Source organism: Rhodococcus cerastii (assembly GCF_033042195.1).
Taxonomy (GTDB): domain Bacteria; phylum Actinomycetota; class Actinomycetes; order Mycobacteriales; family Mycobacteriaceae; genus Rhodococcoides.
Map to the genome: position 1 here is coordinate 319,503 of NZ_JAWLKF010000001.1, position 23,410 is coordinate 342,912.

Here is a 23,410-nt window from a genome sequence, read left to right on the forward strand (position 1 = left end):
CGGCGTCAGTTCTTCCTGCTGGGGCCCAGTAGAAGCGCGAAGCCAACGACCACCGCGGCGACGACGAACACCCAGCGGAACTGGACGTCGCCCAGTGCCGCGATCGCATCTCGGCCGATGAGTGCTGCGACCGAGACGACCATGGCAGCGAGGCCGGCGAGGAGCAACAGTGCCGAGGGGCCGCGTCGGCCAGAGGTGTGATCCTCGGTGTCGGAATCGGCGCTGCCGTGGTCGAGTCCGATGCGGTCGGTCTTGTTCTTCTTCACGGGTTCTCCACCTTCAGTTCGCCGAGTGCCAGATCGCCGACGATCGTCAGAACCGGAGTATCGGTGGTGCCAGGGCCGAAGCGTGTCTCGGTGGGGCACTGACCGATCGCCGCCTCGCACTCCACGATCACGTTCATCGAAGCGGGCACGGTGACCGACGCGCTGCCCAGCGCCACATCGATCTCGACTGTGTGGTCTTCGGCGAGTTCGAGGCCGGTGAGGTCGAGGTTCAGCTCGCCGGCCCCGACGTCGTAGGAGGGGTCGAGCTCGGCGGCGGTGAGTGGGGCGATCGTCTGATTCCCCGACACTCTGTTGTTCAGGTCCACCGGACCGACCGCCGACGCCAGAACGACGAAGCCGGCCAATGGTGCTGCGACCACCAGCAGTCCGTAGCCCTTGCGTAGGAACGCGCCCAATACGAGTCCCACGGAGATGATTGCCAGAGCGACGGCACCGACACGGCCCGGTGATGCCCAGTCTCCGCCGGTAGCCGAACCGACTGCCGCGGTGACTGCGGCAGCGAGCAGAGCCAGGCCGAGAAAGCTTGCCGTCCAACGTGATCGGCGCTTGCGTTCGATCGCCGCAGGCGGAAAGGTGCCTGTCGGTTCGGGAAGATCCCAGGCGAACGGGGCCACACCGAGCGGATCCCACGACGGGGGAGTCACGGTCGGCATGTCGGTGTGCAGGTCGGCCGGCTTCTCGGCGGATGCGGTCGACTTGCTCAGGTTCACGGTGTGCGCGTCGGCGTCGATCCCACTGTGCTCGACGGGCTTCGCCGTCGGAACGTAGCTTTTCGGCAGGGTCGTGTACGGGGTGTAGCGCTCGTGCTGGAACTGTGGCGGACGATACTGCGCGGCCGTCCACTGCTCGGCCGACGTGCTGGGCGAGCCGAAAGGCGTCGGAACGTAGCGATTACGGGAGAACTCCGCCGTCCGCATGTACGGCGGTGGCTCCGGGCACCGTTGGTGCAGCAGCCACAGTCCACCGAGCATGGCCACCAGTGAGATCAGCCCCGAACCGCCGAGCCCGACACCTACCGGGCCGATGGTCGACACCGCGATGACCAAGGCCACTGCCACGACCACCATCTTGGTCGTCGAATCGGAGCTGTTCCCACGCCCGACCAGCGACTCCGCACCCGACGCCGTGTCACCGGCGCGGTTGAGTACCAGCCACCCCGCCAGATACAGCACGATGCCGGTACCGCCGAACAAGGTGGAGACGACGAACGCGATCCGAATCAGAACGGGGTCGACGTCGTAGCGGTAGCCGATACCGGCCGCAACACCCGCCACATGCCCGCGTTGCGGCAAGCGGTGCGGACGGGTGCGCCACATCTGCTGAAGTTGATCCGAGACGGTCACGTTGCTCATGCCAATCATCGTGGCCGCAGCGACCACGAAACACATCAGGGATACCCCTGATCTTCGTCCCCGAGATCGGGTCCACCTCGACGGAACCGCGAAACATCAGGGCGAACCCTGATGCGACGACCACCGCATCCGTGCCAGGATCGAAGGCGTGCACCCTGTCGACAATCCACCCGTTGACGCCGCCCGCACCACATCTTTCGAAGCCGGCGACGTGCCGGTCACCCATGCCGTTCCTCTTTTTCCTGTCGCTCCTGCAGGCTCCGCTCCTGCCCCCTATCAACGACGCGGCGGCGGACGCATCGTCGGCGGCGTCGCAGGCGGTCTCGCCGACCATCTCGGCGTCGACGTGTTCAAGGTTCGGGTCGCATTCGCACTGCTCGCGGCGTCCGCCGGTGCCGGAATTGCCGCCTACGGACTGATCTGGATGTTCACGCCCGCGGGCGAGGACACTGCGCACCCGAGTGCCGCCGAACGTCAGCGTGCGCTCGGGTTGGCTGCCATCGGTCTCGGCCTCGCCGTCGGGCTCGCCTGGCTGCTCAGCGGCACAGCTGCTTCGGTCATCGTGCCGGTCATCGTCGTGGTGATCGGTGCTGCCCTGGTATGGCGCGAGTTCGACTCGGAGGGGCCGCGAACGGCTCTGGGGCTCCCCAAGCATCCGACCGTGTTGAGTTGGGCGAGGGTCGTCGGCGGAGCGACGTTGATCGTGCTCGGTCTCGCCGTGGTCGTGCTCGCCCGGGTCGATCTGGCGGCGCTGCGCTCGTCCCTGCTGGCGGTGGTGGTCACTCTCGTGGGCGTCGGCCTGTTGACGGTTCCCATCTGGCTGCGCACCTGGCGTGCGCTCGGTGCCGAGCGGTCTGCGCGTATCCGCAACGACGAACGCGAGGAAATCGCGTCGCACCTGCATGATTCGGTGCTGCAGACACTGGCCCTGATCCAGAAGCAGTCCGATCATCCACAGGAGGTGATGCGGTTGGCGCGCGGCCAGGAGCGTGAACTACGCAAATGGCTGTTCGACGGCGGCGACACCGATAACTCGAACTTGTCCGATGCGCTCGAGACAATCTCCGGCGAGGTCGAGGATCAGCACGGTGTCACCGTCAGACCGATCACGGTCGGTGACGTGCAACTACTGCCCGACGACGTCGAATCCGGCCTGTCCAGAGAAAGTTTCACGGCTCTGCTGGGTGCAACCCGAGAAGCATTGGTCAACGCGGCCAAGCACTCCGGTGAGACCAATATCGACCTGTACGCCGAAACCGAACCGGACCAGGTCAGTGTTTTCGTTCGCGACCGCGGTGCCGGATTCGACGAGTCCGCGGTACCCGAGGATCGACAGGGCCTGGCGAAGTCCATTCGGGGACGTATCGAGCGTCGCGGCGGCACCGTGCAGGTACGGTCGACCGTCGGCAAGGGAACCGAAGTGCGAATCTTCATGCCGCGCAACGGTGCCTCCGTGACCACGGAATCATCCGAATCCACTCAGCAGGAGCAGCCGACGTGACCGAACCTTTCCGCGTTTTCCTGGTCGACGACCATGCGGTGTTCCGTTCCGGTGTGCGAGCCGAACTCGGCCGCGAGGCGGACATCGAGGTCGTCGGGGAAGCGGGAGGCGTCGCCGAGGCGGTCTCGGGAATCGAATCGACCAAGCCGGACGTGGTGTTGCTCGACGTGCACATGCCCGACGGCGGCGGCGTGGCCGTGTTGAACCGCATCTCCGAGGGGCCGGTGTGTCTCGCCCTGAGTGTGTCCGATGCCGCCGAGGACGTCATCGCCGTCATCCGCGCCGGGGCGAGGGGATACGTCACCAAGACGATCTCCGGCTCGGAGCTCGCCGACGGTGTTCGACGCGTCGCCGGGGGAGATGCCGTGTTCAGCCCCCGCCTGGCCGGGTTCGTCCTCGATTCGTTCACCGGTCGCAGTGCCGCTCCGGAGCCCCCGCTGGATCCGGAACTGGATTCGCTGACGCCCCGTGAACTGGAGGTGCTGCGGTTGCTCGCGCGCGGGTACACCTATCGTGAGATCGCCGAGGATCTATTCATCTCGGTCAAGACCGTCGAGACGCACGCCTCGAACGTTCTCCGAAAGACTCAGCAGTCCAACAGGAATGCGCTCACCAGATGGGCGCACAAGCGTCGAATCGACTAGGTGACCGATCTCGCTTGACCTTCGACCTACCCGAAGCCTCAGGATTTCCCCATGACTGATTCGGCCGAAGAATTCCTGACCATCGGTGTGTTCGCTCGCGCGAGCGGGCTGACCCCCAGTGCCCTTCGCTTCTACGACGACTGTGGATTGCTCGTGCCGGCATCCATCGACGCCAGGTCCGGTTATCGCTACTACACCCGAGCACAAGCGAAGCGAGCGAACATCATCCGCCAACTCCGCGAGATCGGGATGCCACTCGATAAGGTGGCCTCCGCCCTCGACGGCGACGGAGCTGCAGCGGTGGAGATGGTGGATCGGCACGTCGACGAGCTTGCCGCACGCGCCCGGGCAGCGGCCGAGGCTGCGGTGTCCATTCGCCGATTGTTCGACGAAAAGTACTGCACAGCAACGGTATCTGCCGCCGACTTCGCGTCGGCGGTGGAACAGGTCGCGTCGGCGGCCGGAACGAGCGAGGAGTTCCCGGTGCTGCGGGGCGTGTTGGTCGAGGTGGACGGTGGCACTGTCACGCTCACCGCGACGGATCGGTATCGACTCTCCACCCGCAGCCTCGTCGCACAGAGCTCGCCCGGGGCATCCTGGTCGCGTGTCGCAGCGGTCGGCTCCCTCGGGTCTCTACCCGCGTCGGGGAACTGTGCGTTGACGGCAACCGACGACGCGATGATGCTCGAGTCCGAAGGCGTCCAACACACCGTGGATCTTGTCGACGGCGACTTCCCCGACTGGCGGACGATCGTCGACGGTCTGGCTCCGACCGCGACGCGGGTTGTGGTGCAACGAGATTTCGTTCCCCTCGACAGCGGCACGCTGCGGATCGACGCAGGCCCGGACGGCCTGACGGTCGAGGGTGTTGTCGTCCCCGCACGGGTCACCGGTTCCGAGATGACGGTGTTCTTCGATGCGGCCGTCCTGCAGGCTGCCGTCGCATCGGCCGTCGGGCCGGACCTGATGCTCGATATCGCCGCGCCGGATCAGCCGATGCTGGTGCGGTCGGCAGTCGACGGCGCTCTGACGACGCTGGTGATGCCGGTTCTAGGCTGATCGTGTGCTTCCTCTCGTCGAAAGTCGCGGCAAATCGTCGACTTTCGATGACTGGGTACCAGCTCCTACGCTCGATACCGTGGGCGTATGGACGACAAGATGCTCGAGAAGTCACCACCAACGGTGCTGTGGTTCTCCCGTGGCGATCGAATGGTGCTGATCGTCGGCGGCATTCTGGTGGGGGCATTGCTCGGATTCGCGGTGCCGTTCGTGGCGTCGTGGGGAGCGTCGCTCACCTGGATTCCGTTCCAAGGTCCGCTGGAGTTGATTGCGTCCTGGTCGCAGTGGTGGGTGCGGTACGTGTGTATCGGAGTGGGGATCCTGCTCGGGTTGGTGCTCGTGGCCGCTGCGTTCTACGACACTGCGCGGGTGGCGGTGTCGGAGACGCAGGTACACATCACCGAGAAGGGTGAAACCGTCACCGTCACCAGATCGCAGGTCGCCACGGCATTCGTCGATGGCAAAGAACTCGTGTTGCTCGACGCCGCTTCGCGCCAGTTGGTGAGAGTGTCGAGCGAGGAGAAACGTGATGCGATCGAGGTGGCATTCGAGCAGCGGGGCTACCAGGTCGCGCCGGGTGATCCCTACGATGATCTGTATTACCTGTGGGTGCCCGAGAGTCCGGGCCTGGCACCGGAGGTGAATGCGGTGTTGAAGGCTCGGGACATGGCGCTGAAGAAGAAGGCCGGTTCCGATGCACGCGAATTGCGTTCGGAGCTGGACAGACTCGGCGTAGTGGTGCGAGACAGGAAGACCAGTCAATACTGGCGACCCCTGGTCCGATCATGACGGTGCAATCATGACACTGCTGCGACGGCATCGGGAGCGGGCATGGGATGTCGCCGCCATCGCATTCGCGCTGTTGCTGGTGTTGTCGGTAACCGCAGACACCGAGGCAATGAGCACCACCCGAACGGTCGTGTCGATTGTCGTCGGTGTCCTCGGCTCTGTAATGCTGTGGTGGCGTCGCCGGTGGCCGGTGGAGGTCGCCGTGGCGCTGGCTGTGTGCGCTGTTCTCACCGATGCAGTGGGCGGTGCCGAGCTGGTGGCCGTCTTCACCGTGGCATGTCGGAAGTCGTGGCGAGTCACCATTGCGGCGGTGGTTCTGCACGTGCTGGCACCGGTGATCTGGACGAGAGTGTGGGACGACCAACCGTCGGTTCTGTACATCGCGATACTCAGTCTCGCCTTCCTGACCGTTCCGGCAGCGTGGGGAATCGTCGTCAAGTCGCGCCGCGAGGTGATCGACTCGTTGCGAGAGCGGGCCGAGCGGGCGGAATCGGAGTCGAACCTGCGGGCAGAGACCTTGCGCGGACTCGAACGGGAGCGGATCGCGCGCGAGATGCATGACGCACTGGCGCATCGGATCTCGTTGGTCAGTCTCCATGCGGGTGCGCTCGAGGTCCGACCGGACGTCGGTGCTCGGGAGGTCGAAGCGCTCGCGTCCACCATCAGATCGAATGCGCACGGTGCTCTCGAGGATCTGCGGGAGATACTGGGAGTACTCCGATCCGGCGATGTCAGCAGCTCTGCGCGTCCACAACCGGGTGTGGACGACATCGCCGAACTGATCGAGGATTCGGAGAAAGCCGGTACTCAGGTGACGTTCGTCGACGAGATGCCTGCGGACTTCTCGCTGCCTGCCTCCGCGTCTCGCACCGTCCACCGTGTGATTCAGGAGGGTTTGACCAACGCAAGGAAACATGCCCCAGGGGTGCCGGTCCGCTGTGGAATTGCGCCGGTGAACAGTGAGATTCGAGTGTGGCTCGAAAACGGTATCGGTGCAAAGAGTTTCGGGACAGTACCCGGTTCTCGCTCGGGAATGATCGGCCTCACCGAACGAATCGAGTTGGCCGGCGGACGAATCGAGTACGGAATTGCTCGTAGCAGCGTCGGCGTGGTCTACCGTCTGGAAGCGTGGTTACCGTGCCCGAACTGACCGATGGTCCCGCTGCGCTCACCGTGTTGCTGGTCGACGACGACGCGTTGGTCCGCGCGGGCCTGTCGCTGATTCTGAGCTCGGATCCTGGAATCAGGGTGGTCGGTGAGGAGGCCGACGGTCGCAGTGGCATCGAAGCAGTGCATGCGTTGTCTCCCGACGTGGTTCTGATGGACGTGCGGATGCCGATCATGGATGGTCTGGCGGCAACCGAATTGCTTCGCGGAGAGGGTTTTACAGCAGCGATCGTGGTGTTGACCACCTTCGACACCGACGAGTATTTGCTGCGGGCGCTGCGGGCCGGCGCAAACGGGTTCTTGCTCAAGGACACCCCGCCGAGCGACATCATCGACGCGGTACATCGCGTCGGAATCGGGGAGTCGATGCTGTCGCCGACGGCCGTCGGACGTTTGGTTGCCTACTGGCGCGAGCAGGATGCTCGATCGCACGATTCTGCTACCGAACGAGCGCGGGGGCTGCTCGGTTCTTTGACCGATCGCGAACGTGAAGTGGCGGGCGCCGTCGGATCGGGGAAGTCGAATGCAGAGATCAGCGCGGAGCTGTACATGAGTGTGGCGACCGTGAAGACCTATGTCTCGCGAATCCTCACGAAGCTGGAGTGCAGCAACAGGGTTCAGATCGCGATCATCGTGCACGAGTCGCGTTGAGGGCTCGGCTACAGCATAAGGGCGATCACCAGAACGAGAGCGATCACGACGGCGAGCACGAGTCCTGCGAGGATCGCGGTCGACGGAATCGACGTTCGGTCACCGATGACGTCCTCGATGCGCATCAGAACGTCGTCGATCGGGTTCTTCTTCTTTTTCGGCAGGTCGAACGGTGGTGGCGAATACGTGGACGGGACCGGATTGGCTTGGCTCTCACCGGGTTGCACGGCCGGTAGGCCCGCGATGGTTCTTCCGAATTCCCGCGACGGACGGCGAGATTCGGAGACCGGTGTCGAGCGCCTGGCCCATGCCGGGACCACACCGTCCGCAGATGTCAGCGGCGCCCCGCGCAGTTGAGCTATGGTGCCGCGCTTGCTGATCGCGGCGACGATGATCTCGTCGCGGGCCTGCGCCATGGTGGGGCGTCGGGCAGGATCGGGCTCGAGCATGTGCAGCAACGGTCCCGTGAGATCGCCGCTGCGGGTGGGAGCGATGATCTGCCCCTTGGCAACTCGGTGCAGCAGTGCGATCGAATCGTGGTCGATGTCGAACGGCGGTTTGCCTTCGATGGCCGTGTACAGCGTTGCGCCGAGGGAGAACACGTCGCTGGCCGCGGTGGGGTCCTGTCCGCGCGCGACCTCGGGTGCGAAATAAGCCGGGGTACCGGTGATCACGCTGTCGTCGGCTTCTTCGACGTCTCCCTTGGCGCGGGAGATACCGAAGTCGCTGATCTTGACGATGCCCAGATCCTTGCCGCGATCGGCGATCAGAATGTTGCCCGGCTTGATGTCGCGGTGCACGATTCCGGCCTCGTGTGCCTCGGTCAGTGCATCGGCGATCTGTGCGCCGATCTGTGCGACCTCGAACGGTGGTAGCGAATCGGTGGTGCCGAGGGCCTGCGCGAGACTGCGCGAGGACAGGTATTCCATGACCAACCACGGCTCACCGTCGACGAGAGCGACGTCGTGCATCGCGATGGCGTGCGGGCTGGAGAGTCGGGCAGCGATGCGACCCTCGCGCATGGCCCGGTTGCGTACTTCCTCGGCCTGCTGAGGGGTCAGTCGAGTGGTGGACGTGACCTGCTTGACGGCCACCTGACGGTGCAGAAGTGTGTCGGTGGCGAGCCATACCGCGCCCATGCCTCCACCGCCGAGTTTGCCGGCCAGGCGGTATCTGCCTGCCAGGAGGTAGTCGGGCCCGACGCCCCGTCGAACACGCTGCTGATCCGTCACGTCCACAGGTTAGTTGACGATGGCGGGACGTGCCTGCAGCCACGGAACGGAGGCATCTACCAGGGGCTTCGGCATCACCTTGACGAGTTGCCGTCCGAGCGGCTTTACTGAGTGCAGATCGAAATTGTGTTCGAATGCGCCACTTCCCGCGTCCGTCGAACACCGAAGTTTCGGCTCGATTTTCTACGCCGCGAAGGGGAGTGACATGACTGTATCGGGAGCTTCTGTCACGCCGGATGCGCTCGACGGGTTGTCGCTGCCGGAGCGCGTGGCGTTGCTGCGTAGCCGGATGGCTGCCGTGCCTTCCCGGGGCGAAACGGCGTCGGTGCGCATCGAGAATTCGGACCCTGTCGAGCCCGTGATTCAGGAACCGTCGACGCAGCGTCCAACCCGTCAGCGGCCCGTTCTGCCGGTGCCGTCCGCGCTGATCGAGGTACTACCGCACGGCGGCCTGGTGCGTGGAACGGTGGCCTCGGTATCCGGTGCCGGCTCGCTCCTGATCGGGTTGGTGGCTGCGGTGACCGGTGCCGGTGGGCATGTCGCCGTCATCGGGCAGCCCCGTTTCGGGATTCTGGCCGCGGTCGAGATGGGTGCACAGTTGAGCAAGCTTGCCCTGATTCCCGATCCCGGTCCCGATCCGGTGGAAGTGGCGGCAATTCTGCTCGACGGTGTCGACCTCGTCGTGCTCGGTCTCGGTGGTCTGTCGGTATCGCCCACTCGGGCCAGGGCCGTGGTGGCCAGAGCACGTAGCAAGGGCTCGACGCTGCTGGTGACCGATGGGCACTGGGACGGGGCAGAGTTACGACTGGACGCATCGGTCCACGGATACGACGGCCTCGGCACGGGCCGGGAGCTTGGTCGCGGCCGACTGCGCGGCGTCCGTTTGTCGGTGTGCGCTCGCGGCAAGGCGATGCGGCCCCGCACCGTTCGACTCGACCTGCGTTCGGAGAACGGCCGCATCGAGTGGCATGCCGAGGGGCGCGAACAGAATCCGTTGTCGATCGCGGTCTCGACATGAGCATCGACCGCTCCAGCCGTGTTCATGCCAACCGTGTTCTGGCACTGTGGTGCCCCGATTGGCCTGCCGTTGCAGCAGCTGCCCAGGCCGATCTCCCTGCGACGCATCCTGTGGTCGTCACCTCGGCCAATCGGGTCGTCGCGTGCTCGGCGACGGCACGCGCATCGGGCATCAAGCGTGGCCTGCGCCGTCGGGAAGCGCAGGCACGGTGCCCGGAAGTGCATGTCGCTCTGGCCGATACCGATCGTGATGCGCGACTGTTCGAGCCCGTGGTCTCGGCGATCGCCGCCATCGCACCGGGAGTGGAAGTGCTGCGACCGGGCCTGCTTGTTCTTTCTGCCCGCGGCGTCGGACGGTATTTCGGTACCGAGCATCGGGCCGCGGAACGGCTGATCGACGAAGCGTCGGCTGCCGGTGTTGAATGTCAGATCGGTATCGCCGACGAGCTGTCCACCGCGGTCGTCGCCGCGCGGTATGCGCAGGTGGTGCCGCGCGGCGGGGGTGCAGGCTTTCTCGCGCCGTTGCCGGTGGCGGAACTCTCGGCGGAACCGAGCATGTCTGCTGCCGATCGCGGTGAGCTGGTGGATCTGTTGCGGCGCTTGGGTCTACGAACCATCGGCGACTTCGCTGCACTGTCTCCGGGGGATGTGGCGTCCCGGTTCGGTACCGACGCGGTGTTGGCGCATCGCAGTGCACGAGGCGAGCCCGAGCGTCCGCCGTCGGCCAGGGCTCTTCCACCCGACCTGGATGTGGAGTACCTGTGCGACCCGCCGATCGATCGGGTCGACGCCGCTGCCTTCGCCGGGCGCGGGTTGGCCGAGCAGCTGCACACCAAGCTTGCCGCCGCTGCCGTTGCGTGCACTCGGCTGCTGGTGCATGCCAGTACCGGTAACGGTGAGAACCTGTCGCGGATCTGGCGCTGCGCGGAGCCGTTGACGCCGGAAGGAACAGCCGATCGTGTGCGGTGGCAACTGGACGGCTGGATCACCGGGCGCAGCGAGAACAAGCCGACGTCCGCGATCACCGTGCTGCGGCTCGAACCGATCGAAGTGGTGGCCGCGGGTGAGCTGCAACTGGGGTTGTGGGGCAGTGTCGGCGACGAGGACGAGAGGGCGCGTCGGGCGTTGGTGCGCGTACAGGGTCTGCTCGGTGGCGAATCGGTGCTCGGTGGTGTGCTCAGCGGCGGCCGCGGGCCGGCCGAGCGGATCACGCTGCGTCCGCTCGGCGACGAATTGGTGCCGATATCCGATCCTTCGGCTCCTTGGCCGGGACGGCTACCCGAGCCTGCTCCGGCGGCAGTGATCGAGACACGTCCGACAGTGACGTTGATGAATCGAGCGGGAACCGGAATCGGCGTCACCGATCGTGGGGTGTTCGATGCGCCCCCGTCGCGGTTGCGCTGGGGCACCAAGGAATGGGAGTTGACGGGTCTGGCGGGACCGTGGCCGGTGGACGAGCGGTGGTGGGACAGTGGCCACGCGGCGACGGGTCCGACGGCGCGAGCCCAGGTGGTGCTCGACGACGAAAGGGCCTTGCTGCTGGTCTTCGACGAGGGTCGGTGGCGGGTGGAAGGAATCTACGAATAGCGGCACCGCTACCGTCGAAGGAATGCAGATGATGTCGGAGACGGTCGACCTCGATGGCGTCGATATCGCGTATCGCTCGTTCACCCCGCTGGGGCATGCGAACTCGGATTCGGCACCGGTGATGCTGGTGCACGGTATGGGCGGTGACAGCACAACCTGGGATCGGTTCACCCGGGCGCTCACCGCGCAGGGCCGCCGGGTGATCACCGTCGATCTGCGCGGACATGGCAAGAGTGCGCACACGTCCACGTACGAGTTCGATTCCTTCGGGGCAGACCTGCTGGCCCTGATCGACCACCTCGGGCTGAACGAAGTCGATCTCGTCGGCCATTCCCTCGGTGGATATGCGGTTTCGCTCGTCGCACAACGTCGCCCGGAGCTCGTTCGGCGTCTGGTGCTCGAAGAGCTCCCGATACCGATCAGGCCGGGGGACGCTCCGCCGACGCTGACCGGCAAGATGCCGTCGATCACCGAACTCTGGCACGCAGCGAGTAGCGTCGTTCTACATCCCCGCGCGGTACTCGCCTTCGATCGCTCGATGACCGCCACTGCTCTCGAGCAGTTCCGTCGGCCGAATCCGCAATGGTGGGAGTCGTTGGCCGACATCGCTGCTCCGACGTTGGTGCTTCGCGGCGGTCCCGGCGGCATGGTCGATCCGGAACGACTGGACGCGATGGTCTCCGAGATCTCGACCTGCCGCGTCGAGGCGTTCCGCACCGGACACAGCATTCATCGTGACGGCTACTCGGCGTTCGAGGCCACCGTCCTCCCGTTTCTGACGCACTAGTGTCTTCGGACATGACACCGAGTGCGCTCGATCGCAGGATGCTGGGCTGGTCGGCACTGTTCGTCGTATCCCAGGCCAACATCGCCCGATTGCTCGGCCCCGCAGCTTCGAAAGTGCTTGCCGTGCAGACGACGTGGTCAGCCGAGCGCTATCGGCAGATCCTGGCGAGCATGGACGAGACCGAGATCGCCCGGTTCCGCAGCCACTATCTACCCGATTTCGTCCATCCGGCGATCTACGCCGTTGCATTGCGTGCCGGCGCGAGGAGCCTGGCGGACAAGACCCCGCTGAGCCCTGCAGTGACGACTGCATTGGCCGTCGCACCCGTGGCCTCTGCTGCCGGCGACTACATCGAGAACATCGTCGGACTGATTCTGGTCGACAACCGCGAACAGATCACCGACACCGTCGTCCGCGCCACCACCGTGGTCAGCACCGTCAAATGGGTACTGGCCATCGGCACTCTGACATACCTGAGTCAGGGATTCCTGCGTGTCTGGGGAAAGGCACTGCTGCGCTGACCCCGCCGGTCACCAACTGGTGCCGGGAACCAATCTGCCGGCGCGACGGATCACTTTGCCGATGCGTGCGCTCGGAGCTTTCGGATCGTAGGGCCGGACTCGGTAGGGCACCATTCCGTCCTCGAGAGGTACCTGCGCTTCTCCTTTGGCAGCCGCGGACTCGGCGAACGTGCGGTAGTGCTGGTGCATCGTGCGGTCCTTGCCCTTGGGGGCGAAGATGGCTCCGAACTGTCCGAGCGTTCCCAGCGGCGTATCGATGCGTTTGGGCTTGTCGCTCAATGCGCGGATCACCATGGCCGCGGCCTTCTCCGGTGAGAACACCGGGCCGACGTTCTTGTCGCCCGTCGGGGTGATCATCGGAGTGTCCACCAGCGGCATGTGGATCGTGGTGTACGTAATTCCGTCCGAGAGTGTTTCTGCCGCAGCAACATCGGTGAACCCGTCGAGCGCTGCCTTGCTGGCCACATAGGCCGAGAACCGAGGGGGGTGTCCCAGGACGGCAGCGCTGGAGATGTTGACCACGTGCCCGAACTGACGTTCGCGCATGTGTGGCAGCAGCGCCAGCACCAACCGAATTGCCCCGAAGTAGTTGACGGCCATGGTGCGCTCGTAATCGTGCAACCGATCGGTGGAACGGTAAAGCGAGCGGCGGATGGATCGCCCGGCGTTGTTGACCAGCATGTCGACATGACCGTGTTCGCTCAGAACGGTTTTCACGGTGTGCTCGACCGACTCGCTGTCGGTTACGTCGCACGGGTAACCGTATGCGGTGCCACCTGATTCGCGAATTCTTTCGACTACGTCGTCGAGTTGATCCTGCCCGCGTGCGAGAAGAATGACCACTGCGCCCTTGCGTGCGGCCGCCTCGGCGCTGGCCCGGCCGATGCCGGAGGAGCCGCCGGTGATGATGATGTGACGACCGAACAGTGATCCGCGCGGATCGTTTCGGCGATTGCGCTTGGGATCGAAGTTCTCCCGCCAGTAGGTCCACACGCGATCGGCGTACGTGCGCAGTGGAGGCGGTGCAATCGAGCTGCCCTGCAATGCTTTCTGCGTCGCTGCCGACTCGAACACCGTGGGCAGGGTCAAGTGATCGAGCATCACCGGAGGTACGCCGAGATCACGGAGGGCGGCGTCGCGTTGCTTGCGTACGGCTCGGTATTTGGGGGAGACGACCGGAGCGACCAGTGCACCCGGTACGGCGACGATCTTCGCTCGCGATCCGGCTGCCGACGAGAATGCGGAATACACCTCGGCCATGGATTGCGGACTCGTGTTCACCAGATGGAACACGCTGCCGGAAGAAGTGTCTCGATGCACGAGCTCGACGATGGCGTCGGCGACGTAATCGACCGGAACGAGGTTGGTGGAACCCATCTTCGGCACCGTGATCGGTATGGCCGAAGGCAGCTTGGCAAGTTCGGCGAAGAACGGGAAGAAGTAGTACGGGCCGTCCACTTTGTCGATCGCACCGGTCTCCGAGTGGCCGATGATCGCCGCGGGCCGGTAGACCCGCCAGTCCGCAGCGCTCTCTCGCACCAGCTTCTCGGACTCGAATTTGGTGCGGTGATATGCCGTCGGAAAGGCTTGACCGAGGTCGAAGTCGTTCTCCGAGAACGTTCCTCGGTGATCGCCCGCAACTGCGATCGACGAGATGTGGTGCAGGCGAGCCCCCGTCTTCTCGGCGAGACGAATCACCGAGGCCGTTCCGGCGACGTTGGTCGGGGTCTGCTCGTCGCCCGCGGTCAGATCGTAGACGGCTCCGAGGTGGAGGATGTGGTCGATGTCGGAAGGCACGTCTCGGAGTCCGAGCTCCGGCTCGGTGAGGTCGCCGACCAGCGGGTGAATTCGGTCGCCGCCGTCGAGGTGCTGTGCCAGTCGCTCGAGCTGCGCCACCGAACTCGGACGCACCAGCACGTGGATTGCCGCGAGTGCATCGCGTTCGAGCAATCGCGGCAGCACGTTCTTCCCGAGAAACCCGGTACCGCCGGTTACGATGAAGTTCGCCATGCGAGCCGACCCTACTCCGAAGTAAGTTCCGGTGCTAGTGCCCGATACCGGCTTTTTCGTGCACTTTCTTCATCCAGGCGGGTGCCCACCAATTGGCCTCGCCCATGAGTTTGACCAAGGACGGAACCAGCAACATCCGGATGATCGTCGCGTCGATGATCAGGGCCAGAATGACTCCGACGCCGAGGAACTTCATGATCGACAGACCCGAGATGGTGAAGGCGCCGGTGACGACGATCAGAATCAACGCCGCCGCAGTGACGATGCGTCCGGTGCGTTGGGCTCCGAAGATCACCGCTTCCTCGGTAGTCGCTCCCGCCGCGCGAGCCTCGACCATGCGCGACATCAGGAACACCTCGTAGTCGGTCGACAAGCCGAAGATGACCGCGAGGATGAGAACGACGAACGTCGACTCGAGCGGTCCTGGGGTGACGCCGAGCAGGGATGCTCCGTGGCCTTCCTGGAACACCCACGTGAGTGCGCCGAAGGTTGCGCCCAGGCTCAGTCCGGCCATCAGTACGGCCTTGACGGGCAGCACGATCGAGCCGAACGCGAGGAACAGCAACACCAGCGTCGAGACGACCATGATGGCGATCATCACCGGTAGCCACTTCGCGATGGCAGCATTGCCGTCGTCGACGTTGGCTCGTCCGCCGCCGACGAGGATCTCGGTGCCGTCGGGCGGGGCGATCGAGCGCAGTGCAGACACTGCCTCGGATTGAGATTCGGCCTCGGTCAGGCCGCCGGTCGGCTCGCTGTAGGACGCCTGAAGTGTCACGAAATCGTCTTTGGAGCCCAGGAATTCGGCGCGAGCGATACCCGGTGTGGATTCCACAGCCGAGGTGAGGGCTGCGATGGGTGCGCCCTGAGGCTTGACGCCGTCCAGGCCGCGAAGAACCACGGTGGCACCCTCGCCGGTGGATTCGAAGTCGGTGCCGAGCGTCTCGAACGCCATGCGCGCAGGATTGTCCTTCGGCAGCGCCGTGTAATCGACCTCGCCGAGCGAGACCTTGAGAATCGGGGTGGCGATGATCAGCAACCCGGCGACGATGACGGCCGCGACGATTCCCGGATGCTTCATCACGCGGGTGACGACGCCGCCCCAGAACTTGTGTGCCCGTGCATCGCTGCGATCGGACGCGGTACGCGACCACGTCCAGGAGTTGATGCGGGGGCCGAGAATCGCGAGCAGCGCCGGAATCACGGTCAGGGACAGAACGGCCGCGCTCGCCACCGCCGCCATGGCCCCGAACCCGAGGGATCGGATCACCGCCTGCGGGAAGACGAGCATGCCCGCGAATGCGCAGATCAGCAGCAGTCCGGAGAAGACGACGGTCTTGCCTGCGGTGGACACCGTGCGGACGGTCGCGTCGAACGGCGTCGACCCGCCGCGTAGTTCCTCGCGGAATCTGCTGACGATGAACAGTCCGTAGTCGATGGCAAGGCCGAGCCCCAGTAGCGACGCGACATTGATGGAGAACGAGCTGACTTCGGTGAACTCGGTGAGCACCCGCAGGATGGCCAGGGAACTGAGCACGCTGAGGATGCCGACGAACACCGGGACCGCTGCGGCGACGACGCCGCCGAAGATGAATATCAGCAGCAGCAGCGTGATGGGAACAGCGATGATCTCGGAGCGGACCAGGTCGCGTTCGAGGGTCTCGCTGAGCGATACCCCGACCACCGATGCGCCGGCGAACTGCGATTCGATGCCGGGTACTTCGAGCTGGGGCGGCAGGTCGCCGAAGGTGTTGAACGTGACGCCCGAGTTCGCCCCCAGGGACACCGTCGCCAAGGCCTTGGTTCGGTCTTTCGAGATCAGAAATTCTCTGCTGACCGGGTCTGCGGTCCAGTACGAGTTGACGTTGCCGAGGGTGTATCGACCGGTGAACTCGTCGATCGTCGCTTGCACTCGGGGGCCGATGTCGTCGATCGTCTCGCCCTCGGGTGCGGTGTAGATCGCCACGATGTCGGGAGTCGGTTGGCCGATGCCCTGTACGAGCCGTGCCACCTCGGACGATTCGCTGCCGGCGTCTGCGTAGCCGCCCTCGCTCAGTTTCGAGAAGACGCTCAGTCCCAACACCCCGCCGACCGTGACGACGGCGACGACGACAGCCAGCACCCATCGTTTGTGCGATACGACGAACGAGGCCCAACGAGTCACGACGGTGCTCCGGCTCTGTGGAAGGGGTCAGTGGCGACTCGACTGTAGTTGATCGTGTCGGACCCTCGTGCTCTCATTAGAACAAGTGTTCGATGCAACGGCGATGCGGTGAGGGGAGGGCTCGATGGGATGGAACGACGGACCACCCACGTGGTCGGAGATGGAGCGCGTCCTGTCCGGACGTCCCAAGCCGGCGGCCGAGGGCGACGGCGGCGACAGCCCGGCGTGGTCGCGAAAGAGGGACGTCTACGACCGCACCATCGACAAGCCCGCGCTGCCCACGACGCCGTATGCAGAATTGCATGCGCACTCGGCGTTCAGCTTTCTCGACGGTGCCTCGCAGCCCGAGGAGATGGTCGAGGAGGCGGTACGCCTGGGCCTCGAGTCCATCGCCATCACCGATCACGACGGTTTCTACGGGGTCGTGCGCTTCGCCGAGGCAGCCAGAGCTCTCGGCATCGGAACCGTGTTCGGTGCCGAACTCTCACTGGACACACATCGATCCCGAGCCGGGGAGACCGATCCCGACGGCACTCATCTACTGGTGCTCGCTCGCGGCCAGGAGGGGTATCGCCGGCTTTCGCGTCGGATCGCGGCCGCACACCTGGCCGGCGGGGTCAAAGGAAAGCCGCAGTACGACATCGACGAACTCACCGAATCAGCGGGCGGGCACTGGCAGATTCTCACCGGTTGCCGGAAGGGCCATGTTCGGCAGGCACTCTCGCGCGGTGGCCCGGAGGCGGCCGAATCCGCGCTGCGCACTCTCGTCGACCGCTTCGGGGCCGATCGCGTCACCGTCGAACTCACCCGGCACGGAATCGCCGACGACGACGAGCGCAACGACGCGCTCGCGGCACTGGCTCGCAAGTACGGTCTTCCGACGATCGCAACCACGGCCGCGCACTACGCCAGTCCGCGCAGCAGGAGATTGGCCATGGCGATGGCCGCTGTGCGCGCTCGGAGCAGTTTGGACGAGGCTGCCGGTTGGTTGGCACCGACCGGCGGCGGACATCTACGGTCCGGATCGGAGATGGCGGAACTGTTCGAGCACTATCCCGGCGCGGTGCGCGGTGCCGTCGAGCTCGGTCGTGAGTGCTCGTTCGATCTGAAGCTGATCGCGCCACGCCTCCCGCCCTTCGAGGTGCCCGACGGGTACACCGAGATCAGCTATCTGCGTCGACTCACGTTCGAGGGGGCCGCCCGTCGGTACGGCTCGCAGTCGGCGAACCCGGCGGCGTACTCGCAGCTCGAGTACGAGCTCGACATCATCGAGAGGCTCGAATTCCCCGGCTATTTCCTGGTGGTCCACGACATCGTCCACTTCTGCAAGACACACGACATCCTCTGTCAGGGAAGAGGTTCGGCGGCCAACTCGGCTGTCTGCTTCGCGATCGGCATCACCAACGTCGACCCGGTGGCGAACAAGCTGCTGTTCGAACGGTTCCTCGCACCCGAGCGCGACGGGCCGCCGGACATCGACATCGACATCGAATCCGATCGTCGAGAAGAGGCGATCCAACACGTCTACGCCAAGTACGGCCGCACTCATGCCGCTCAGGTGGCCAACGTCATCACCTACCGCGGCAAGTCGTCCGTGCGAGACATGGCCCGTGCGCTGGGCTTCTCACAGGGGCAGCAGGACGCATGGAGCAAGCAGATCACCCGCTGGTCCGGAATCGGTGATCAGGAGGGCGACAATATTCCCGAATCGGTTCTCGAACTCGCGCGGCAGATCGAGGGCTTCCCGCGGCACCTCGGCATCCACTCCGGTGGCATGGTGATCTGCGATCGGCCGATCGCGGACGTCTGCCCGGTGGAATGGGCGACGATGGAGAATCGCAGTGTGCTGCAGTGGGACAAGGACGACTGTGCCGCAGTGGGTTTGGTGAAGTTCGACATGCTAGGCCTCGGCATGCTCTCGGCGTTGCACTACATGATGGACCTGATCGCCGAGCACAAGGGCATCGATATCGAACTCGCCTCGATCGACCTGTCCGAGCCTGCGGTGTACGAGATGCTCCAGCGAGCCGATTCGGTCGGGGTGTTCCAGGTCGAGTCTCGCGCGCAGATGGCCACTCTGCCGCGGCTCAAGCCGCGCAACTTCTACGATCTGGTGGTCGAGGTCGCGCTGATCCGTCCCGGTCCGATCCAGGGTGGTTCGGTGCACCCGTACATCAAGCGCCGCAACGGACTCGAGCCGGTGATCTTCGAGCATCCGTCGCTGAAGAAGGCACTCGATCGAACACTCGGAGTGCCGCTGTTCCAGGAACAGCTGATGCAGATGGCCATCGACGTCGCCGGCTTCAGTGCCGCCGACGCCGATCAACTGCGCCGTGCGATGGGGTCGAAGCGATCACCGGAGAAGATGGAACTGCTGCGTGGGCGGTTCTACGACGGGATGCGCGATCTTCACGGCATCACCGGCACGGCGGCAGACCGAATCTACGAAAAGCTGTCCGCATTCGCCAATTTCGGTTTCCCCGAAAGCCATTCGCAGAGTTTCGCCTCACTGGTGTTCTACTCCTCGTGGTTCAAGCTGCACCACCCGGCGGCATTCTGTGCCGGCCTGCTGCGCGCTCAACCGATGGGTTTCTACTCACCGCAATCCCTGGTCGCCGACGCCAGGCGGCACGGTGTGCTCGTCCACGGTGCAGACGTGAACGCCAGTCTCGGCCATGCGAATCTCGAGGCGGACGGCCTCGAGATTCGCATGGGGTTGGCCGATGTGAAGTTCATCGGGACCGCAGTGGCCCAGAAGATCGTCGACGCACGAGACGCACACGGGCTCTACACCTCGTTCCTGGACCTGACGGGACGCGTCGAACTGTCGGTGGCGCAGGCGGAATCGCTGGCGACGGCAGGTGCACTCGGGTGCTTCGGCATCACTCGCCGAGAGGCACTGTGGGCTGCGGGTGCAGCGGCGGGGGAGCGTCCGGGACTGCTCCCCGGCATCGGAGCGTCGACGAAAGCGCCTGCGCTACCGGGAATGTCGGATCTCGATCTGGCCTCGGCCGACGTCTGGGCAACAGGTGTGTCACCGAATTCCTATCCCACGCAGTTCTTTCGAGATCGGCTCGATTCGCTCGGCGTGATTCCCGCGAACCGGCTGCTGCAGATTCCGGACGGAGACCGAGTGCTGGTCGGCGGAGCGGTGACGCATCGCCAGCGGCCGGCAACTGCCGGAGGCGTCACGTTCATCAACCTCGAGGACGAGACCGGGATGGTCAACGTGGTGTGCTCGGTCGGATTGTGGGCCAAGTACCGCAAGCTGGCGATCACGGCTCCGGCGTTGCTGATTCGGGGAAAGGTGCAGAACGCCGAGGGTGCGGTGACCGTGGTGGCCGATCATCTGCAACTGATGGATCTTCGAGTCGCATCCAGATCCAGGGACTTCCGTTGATCGGCGACGTGCACAATCGAGGGGTGAAGCTACTGCTGATTGCCGACACTCATCTCCCGAAGCGCGCTCGTGATCTCCCCGCCGAGGTGTGGTCGGCTGTGGACGACGCCGATGTGGTGATCCATGCAGGCGACTGGGTGAACCTGGCTGCGTTCGAGCAACTCTCACAGCGGTCGCGTCGCCTGGTTGCGTGCTGGGGCAACAACGACGGCGAAGAGTTGCGGGCTCTGATGCCCGAACGCGCCGACGTCGTTCTCGGCGGAGTCCGATTCAGCGTGGTGCACGAGACCGGTGCCGCGACGGGACGTGAACGACGAATGGCAGCGGCGTACCCGGAGACGGACGTGCTCGTGTTCGGCCACAGCCACATACCGTGGGACACGTTCGCGGACAACGGACTACGGCTGCTCAACCCGGGATCACCGACGGATCGGCGTCGGCAACCGTTCTGTACGTACATGACGGCCACGGCCGAAGGTGGTGCGCTGACGGATGTGGAGCTGCACCGTATCGCCCCTCGATAGAGGAGTCGACGTACTCACATTCCGCCGGCCACCCTGATGACGGTTCCGGTCGCGTATCGCGCATCCTCGGACAACAACCACGACACCGCACCGCCGATCTCGTCCGGCACACCGGGGCGACCGAGGGGAATGCTCGACGCCATCTTCCGTGGCCGATCTCGATCTCGGTGGAAGTCGGTCTCGATGATCCCGGGTGCCACGGCATTGACGCGGATGTTCTGCGCAGCAACTTCTTTCGACAGTCCGACCGTCAGTGTATCAACGGCGGCCTTGGCTGCCGCGTAGTGGACGTACATGCCCGGACTGCCCAGGGTCGCGGCGGCGGAGGAGATGTTGACGATGGAGCCACCTGATTCGGCCATCGCCGCAATCGCGTACTTGCAGCAGGTGATCACCCCGACCAGGTTCACATCGAGATCCGCTCTGATGGTCTCGATGTCGTTGTCCACCAACACCCCCACGGCGCGCGCCGAACCGGCGTTGTTCACCAGACCGGTGACGGTGCCGATCTCAGCGGCTGCGGTGAACAGATCGATCACCGCCTGCTCGTCGGTTGTATCGGCTTGCACGGCAATCACCGTTCGGCCGTCGGTCGACAATTCGGCGGCCAACGCTTCCGCGGCAATGGCGTCGGAGCGATAGCCGATCACCACATCGTGCCCGTCGGCCACCAACCGCCTGGACACCGCCGCGCCGATTCCGCGACTACCGCCGGTGACGACGGTCAAGGGAGCATTCATCTCTCGACAATAACCATCGCGCAGCAGGCACAATGCACTGGAGACGCGATGCGCACGCACGGGAAAGAAGGAACCGACGTGATCGATCGACCGGAATTGGCGGCGTTTCTCCGGCAGCGACGGCAGTCGTTGCAGCCGGAGGACGTCGGTCTGCCACGGGGGCAGCGCAGACGCACGCAAGGCCTCCGTCGCGAGGAGGTCGCAGAACTGTGCCACATGTCGACCGACTACTACGCACGACTCGAACGGGCCAGCGGACCTGCCCCGTCGACTCGGATGATCGCCTCCATCGCGCAGGGATTGCATCTGTCGCTCGGCGAGCGTGATCACGTGTTCCGGCTCGCCGGGCACAATCCTCCCGTGCGCGGGTCGTCGAGCGACCACATCAGCCCAGGACTACTGCGCATTCTGGATCGACTGAACGACACGCCCGCCGAGATCGTGTCCGAACTCGGAGAGACGCTCCGTCAGACGCCGCTGGGTGCGGCACTGACCGGCGATGCCTCGCAGCGCACCGGCCCCGAGCGAAGTCTGGGGTATCGCTGGTTCACCGACCCCGGGGCCCGGCAGTCGTATCCGCCCGAAGAGCGTGCCGCGCTGTCTCGGGTGTACGCGTCGGGTCTGCGCGAAATCGTCACTCTTCGCGGACCCGAATCGACAGCTGCGCAGCTGTCCACAGAGCTACTCGAGGTCAGCGAGGAATTTCGAACCCTGTGGGCGAAACGCGAAGTGGGGGTTCGCCCGCCCGATTCCAAACGATTTCTGCACCCGACGGTCGGTCTGCTGGAGCTGAACTGTCAGACCCTTCTGGACCCCGAGCAAGCGCATCGTCTGCTGGTGTACACGGCAGTCCCCGGCAGCGAAAGCTACGCCAAGTTGGAGCTGCTCGCGGTGGTGGGAACTCAGGTTCTGTCCTGACGTGATCCACGGTCTCGGTCGTATCAGTGGATCGGGAAGTCCTGGATGAGCTCGTGGTGATCGTCGAACATGGGTTCTGCAGATCGAATCCGCAGATCGACACCAGCACAGGAGATTGTCATGGGCCGCGAAGCACACACCTCACTTCCCGATCTGACGGGGAAGATTGCCGTCGTCACGGGAGCAAGCGACGGGATCGGAACGGTCATCGCCACGCAACTCGCCCGCTCCGGTGCCGAGGTCGTCATGCCGGTCCGCTCGGCCGCCAAGGGGGAGCGTGCTGCCGAGTCGATCCGGACCGCAGTACCCGGCGCACAGATCAGCACCCGCACGTTGGATCTGTCGTCACTGAACTCGGTGGCAGCGTTGGCGAGCGAACTCGTCTCGGAAGGCCGGTCGATCGACATTCTCGTCAACAACGCCGGCGTCATGCAGCCGCCCGAGCGTCAGGTCACCCGGGATGGGTTCGAGCTGCAGTTCGGTACCAATCACCTCGGCCATTTCGCGCTCACCCTCGGTCTGCTGCCGCTGCTGCGGAAGGGTAGTGCGCGGGTCACCCATCAGACGAGCATCGCGGCGCGATCGGCGACCATCAATTGGGACGACCTCGATTGGGAGCGTTCCTACGACGTCATGAAGGCCTACAGCCAATCCAAGCTCGCGGTGGCTCTGTTCGCACGTGAACTCGAGGCTCGTAGTAGGGCAGGCGGCTGGGGAATCACCAGCAATATCGCTCACCCGGGGATTTCGCCGACCAATCTGCTTGCGGCACAACCGGGATTGGGGCGACCGAAGGATTCTGCCGGCCGACGATTGATCGGCGTTCTTGCCCGCCTCGGCATTGCCGGCACTGTGGACAGCGCAGCTCAGCCGGGATTGGTTGCGGCCGCTGGTAGCGACGCAGGTGGGGATCAGTTCTTCGGCCCCAAGCGAGTCATCGGCGGGCCACCGACCGAGGTCGGCATGTGGAAGCCGATGCGCAGGATGGACGATGCGCGTCGCCTCTGGGACGCCTCGGAACACCTGACCGGCGTGCGGCTCTCGTCCTGAAAGTTCTCGG

At 64.8% G+C, this 23,410-nt stretch carries 20 protein-coding genes; 14 read left to right on the forward strand and 6 right to left on the reverse strand.

The annotated features are described in order from the left end of the window. Positions 1–5: 5 nt before the first annotated feature. Positions 6–266: a hypothetical protein gene (locus R3P93_RS01290; protein ID WP_373454814.1), complete on the reverse strand. Its 261-nt coding sequence runs from the start codon at positions 264–266 to the stop codon at positions 6–8. Beyond that, a complete protein-coding gene (locus R3P93_RS01295) occupies positions 263–1,639 on the reverse strand; it encodes a PspC domain-containing protein (protein ID WP_317532253.1) in 1,377 nt (458 codons plus the stop codon). The genes R3P93_RS01290 and R3P93_RS01295 overlap by 4 nt, the downstream gene beginning before the upstream one ends. 211 nt (positions 1,640–1,850) lie before the next feature. On the opposite strand from R3P93_RS01295, the gene R3P93_RS01300 reads away from it, so the two are divergent. From R3P93_RS01300 to R3P93_RS01325, 6 genes are all read left to right on the forward strand, one after another. After that, on the forward strand, positions 1,851–3,140 hold the full coding sequence (locus R3P93_RS01300) for a sensor histidine kinase (protein ID WP_094686498.1): 1,290 nt from the start codon (positions 1,851–1,853) through the stop codon (positions 3,138–3,140). Next, positions 3,137–3,784: a response regulator gene (locus R3P93_RS01305; RefSeq protein ID WP_068051262.1), complete on the forward strand. Its 648-nt coding sequence runs from the start codon at positions 3,137–3,139 to the stop codon at positions 3,782–3,784. The genes R3P93_RS01300 and R3P93_RS01305 overlap by 4 nt, the downstream gene beginning before the upstream one ends. 51 nt (positions 3,785–3,835) lie before the next feature. Then, on the forward strand, positions 3,836–4,843 hold the full coding sequence (locus R3P93_RS01310) for a DNA polymerase III subunit beta family protein (RefSeq protein WP_317532254.1): 1,008 nt from the start codon (positions 3,836–3,838) through the stop codon (positions 4,841–4,843). 87 nt (positions 4,844–4,930) lie between these two features. Next, positions 4,931–5,632 carry a YqeB family protein gene (locus tag R3P93_RS01315; protein WP_317532255.1) on the forward strand — a complete coding sequence of 234 codons (702 nt, stop codon included), beginning with the start codon at positions 4,931–4,933 and terminating at the stop codon, positions 5,630–5,632. Positions 5,633–5,642: 10 nt separating this feature from the next. Continuing rightward, entirely contained in the window at positions 5,643–6,782 is a 1,140-nt protein-coding gene (locus R3P93_RS01320; protein WP_317532256.1) for a sensor histidine kinase, read from the forward strand. Beyond that, the gene (locus tag R3P93_RS01325; protein ID WP_317532257.1) at positions 6,770–7,450 is read left to right on the forward strand and encodes a response regulator transcription factor; all 681 of its coding nucleotides are present in this window, start codon (positions 6,770–6,772) and stop codon (positions 7,448–7,450) included. The genes R3P93_RS01320 and R3P93_RS01325 overlap by 13 nt, the downstream gene beginning before the upstream one ends. A gap of 8 nt (positions 7,451–7,458) precedes the next feature. On the opposite strand, the gene R3P93_RS01330 is transcribed toward R3P93_RS01325, so the two are convergent. Next, positions 7,459–8,688, reverse strand: a complete 1,230-nt coding sequence (locus tag R3P93_RS01330; RefSeq protein WP_394855236.1) for a serine/threonine-protein kinase — start codon at positions 8,686–8,688, stop codon at positions 7,459–7,461. Between the two features lie 199 nt (positions 8,689–8,887). Between R3P93_RS01330 and R3P93_RS01335 the strand changes: the two genes are divergently transcribed. From R3P93_RS01335 to R3P93_RS01350, 4 genes are read left to right on the forward strand one after another with little or no spacing between them, the layout of a single operon-like run. Next, positions 8,888–9,700, forward strand: a complete 813-nt coding sequence (locus R3P93_RS01335) for a hypothetical protein (protein ID WP_176460342.1) — start codon at positions 8,888–8,890, stop codon at positions 9,698–9,700. Beyond that, positions 9,697–11,286, forward strand: coding sequence for a DNA polymerase Y family protein (locus tag R3P93_RS01340; protein WP_317532259.1), 1,590 nt, complete (start codon positions 9,697–9,699; stop codon positions 11,284–11,286). Before R3P93_RS01335 ends, R3P93_RS01340 begins: the two co-directional genes overlap by 4 nt. A 22-nt stretch (positions 11,287–11,308) precedes the next feature. Beyond that, complete coding sequence (locus R3P93_RS01345) at positions 11,309–12,073, forward strand: alpha/beta fold hydrolase (RefSeq protein WP_394855237.1); 765 nt, start codon at positions 11,309–11,311, stop codon at positions 12,071–12,073. Positions 12,074–12,084: 11 nt separating this feature from the next. Further along, on the forward strand, positions 12,085–12,594 hold the full coding sequence (locus R3P93_RS01350; RefSeq protein WP_317532260.1) for a hypothetical protein: 510 nt from the start codon (positions 12,085–12,087) through the stop codon (positions 12,592–12,594). 9 nt (positions 12,595–12,603) lie between these two features. Here R3P93_RS01350 and R3P93_RS01355 read toward each other — a convergent pair whose 3' ends face one another. Together R3P93_RS01355 and R3P93_RS01360 are read right to left on the reverse strand one after the other, a co-directional pair. Continuing rightward, a complete protein-coding gene (locus tag R3P93_RS01355; protein ID WP_317532261.1) occupies positions 12,604–14,604 on the reverse strand; it encodes an SDR family oxidoreductase in 2,001 nt (666 codons plus the stop codon). A gap of 34 nt (positions 14,605–14,638) precedes the next feature. Beyond that, entirely contained in the window at positions 14,639–16,768 is a 2,130-nt protein-coding gene (locus R3P93_RS01360) for an MMPL family transporter (RefSeq protein ID WP_317532262.1), read from the reverse strand. 124 nt (positions 16,769–16,892) lie between these two features. Here R3P93_RS01360 and R3P93_RS01365 point away from each other — a divergent pair, with 124 nt between their 5' ends. Both R3P93_RS01365 and R3P93_RS01370 read left to right on the forward strand, forming a co-directional pair. Next, a complete protein-coding gene (locus tag R3P93_RS01365; protein WP_317532263.1) occupies positions 16,893–20,168 on the forward strand; it encodes an error-prone DNA polymerase in 3,276 nt (1,091 codons plus the stop codon). A gap of 23 nt (positions 20,169–20,191) precedes the next feature. Further along, positions 20,192–20,692: a metallophosphoesterase family protein gene (locus R3P93_RS01370; protein ID WP_094639167.1), complete on the forward strand. Its 501-nt coding sequence runs from the start codon at positions 20,192–20,194 to the stop codon at positions 20,690–20,692. A gap of 14 nt (positions 20,693–20,706) precedes the next feature. On the opposite strand, the gene R3P93_RS01375 is transcribed toward R3P93_RS01370, so the two are convergent. Continuing rightward, positions 20,707–21,432, reverse strand: a complete 726-nt coding sequence (locus tag R3P93_RS01375) for an SDR family NAD(P)-dependent oxidoreductase (protein ID WP_317532264.1) — start codon at positions 21,430–21,432, stop codon at positions 20,707–20,709. A gap of 78 nt (positions 21,433–21,510) precedes the next feature. Here R3P93_RS01375 and R3P93_RS01380 point away from each other — a divergent pair, with 78 nt between their 5' ends. After that, entirely contained in the window at positions 21,511–22,350 is an 840-nt protein-coding gene (locus R3P93_RS01380; RefSeq protein WP_317532265.1) for a helix-turn-helix transcriptional regulator, read from the forward strand. 120 nt (positions 22,351–22,470) lie between these two features. After that, positions 22,471–23,400, forward strand: a complete 930-nt coding sequence (locus R3P93_RS01385; RefSeq protein WP_317532266.1) for an SDR family oxidoreductase — start codon at positions 22,471–22,473, stop codon at positions 23,398–23,400. Positions 23,401–23,410: the final 10 nt, after the last annotated feature.

Excerpts from the sequence above, each read along its gene's own strand:
- R3P93_RS01345 (WP_394855237.1), top strand. The coding sequence starts at position 11,309 with ATGCAGATGATGTCGGAGACGGTCGACCTCGATGGCGTCGATATCGCG.
- R3P93_RS01340 (WP_317532259.1), top strand. The coding sequence starts at position 9,697 with ATGAGCATCGACCGCTCCAGCCGTGTTCATGCCAACCGTGTTCTGGCA.
- R3P93_RS01295 (WP_317532253.1), bottom strand. The coding sequence starts at position 1,639 with ATGAGCAACGTGACCGTCTCGGATCAACTTCAGCAGATGTGGCGCACC.
- R3P93_RS01350 (WP_317532260.1), top strand. The coding sequence starts at position 12,085 with ATGACACCGAGTGCGCTCGATCGCAGGATGCTGGGCTGGTCGGCACTG.
- R3P93_RS01315 (WP_317532255.1), top strand. The coding sequence starts at position 4,931 with ATGGACGACAAGATGCTCGAGAAGTCACCACCAACGGTGCTGTGGTTC.
- R3P93_RS01310 (WP_317532254.1), top strand. The coding sequence starts at position 3,836 with ATGACTGATTCGGCCGAAGAATTCCTGACCATCGGTGTGTTCGCTCGC.
- R3P93_RS01320 (WP_317532256.1), top strand. The coding sequence starts at position 5,643 with ATGACACTGCTGCGACGGCATCGGGAGCGGGCATGGGATGTCGCCGCC.
- R3P93_RS01335 (WP_176460342.1), top strand. The coding sequence starts at position 8,888 with ATGACTGTATCGGGAGCTTCTGTCACGCCGGATGCGCTCGACGGGTTG.
- R3P93_RS01365 (WP_317532263.1), top strand. The coding sequence starts at position 16,893 with ATGGGATGGAACGACGGACCACCCACGTGGTCGGAGATGGAGCGCGTC.
- R3P93_RS01355 (WP_317532261.1), bottom strand. The coding sequence starts at position 14,604 with ATGGCGAACTTCATCGTAACCGGCGGTACCGGGTTTCTCGGGAAGAAC.
- R3P93_RS01385 (WP_317532266.1), top strand. The coding sequence starts at position 22,471 with ATGGGCCGCGAAGCACACACCTCACTTCCCGATCTGACGGGGAAGATT.
- R3P93_RS01375 (WP_317532264.1), bottom strand. The coding sequence starts at position 21,432 with ATGAATGCTCCCTTGACCGTCGTCACCGGCGGTAGTCGCGGAATCGGC.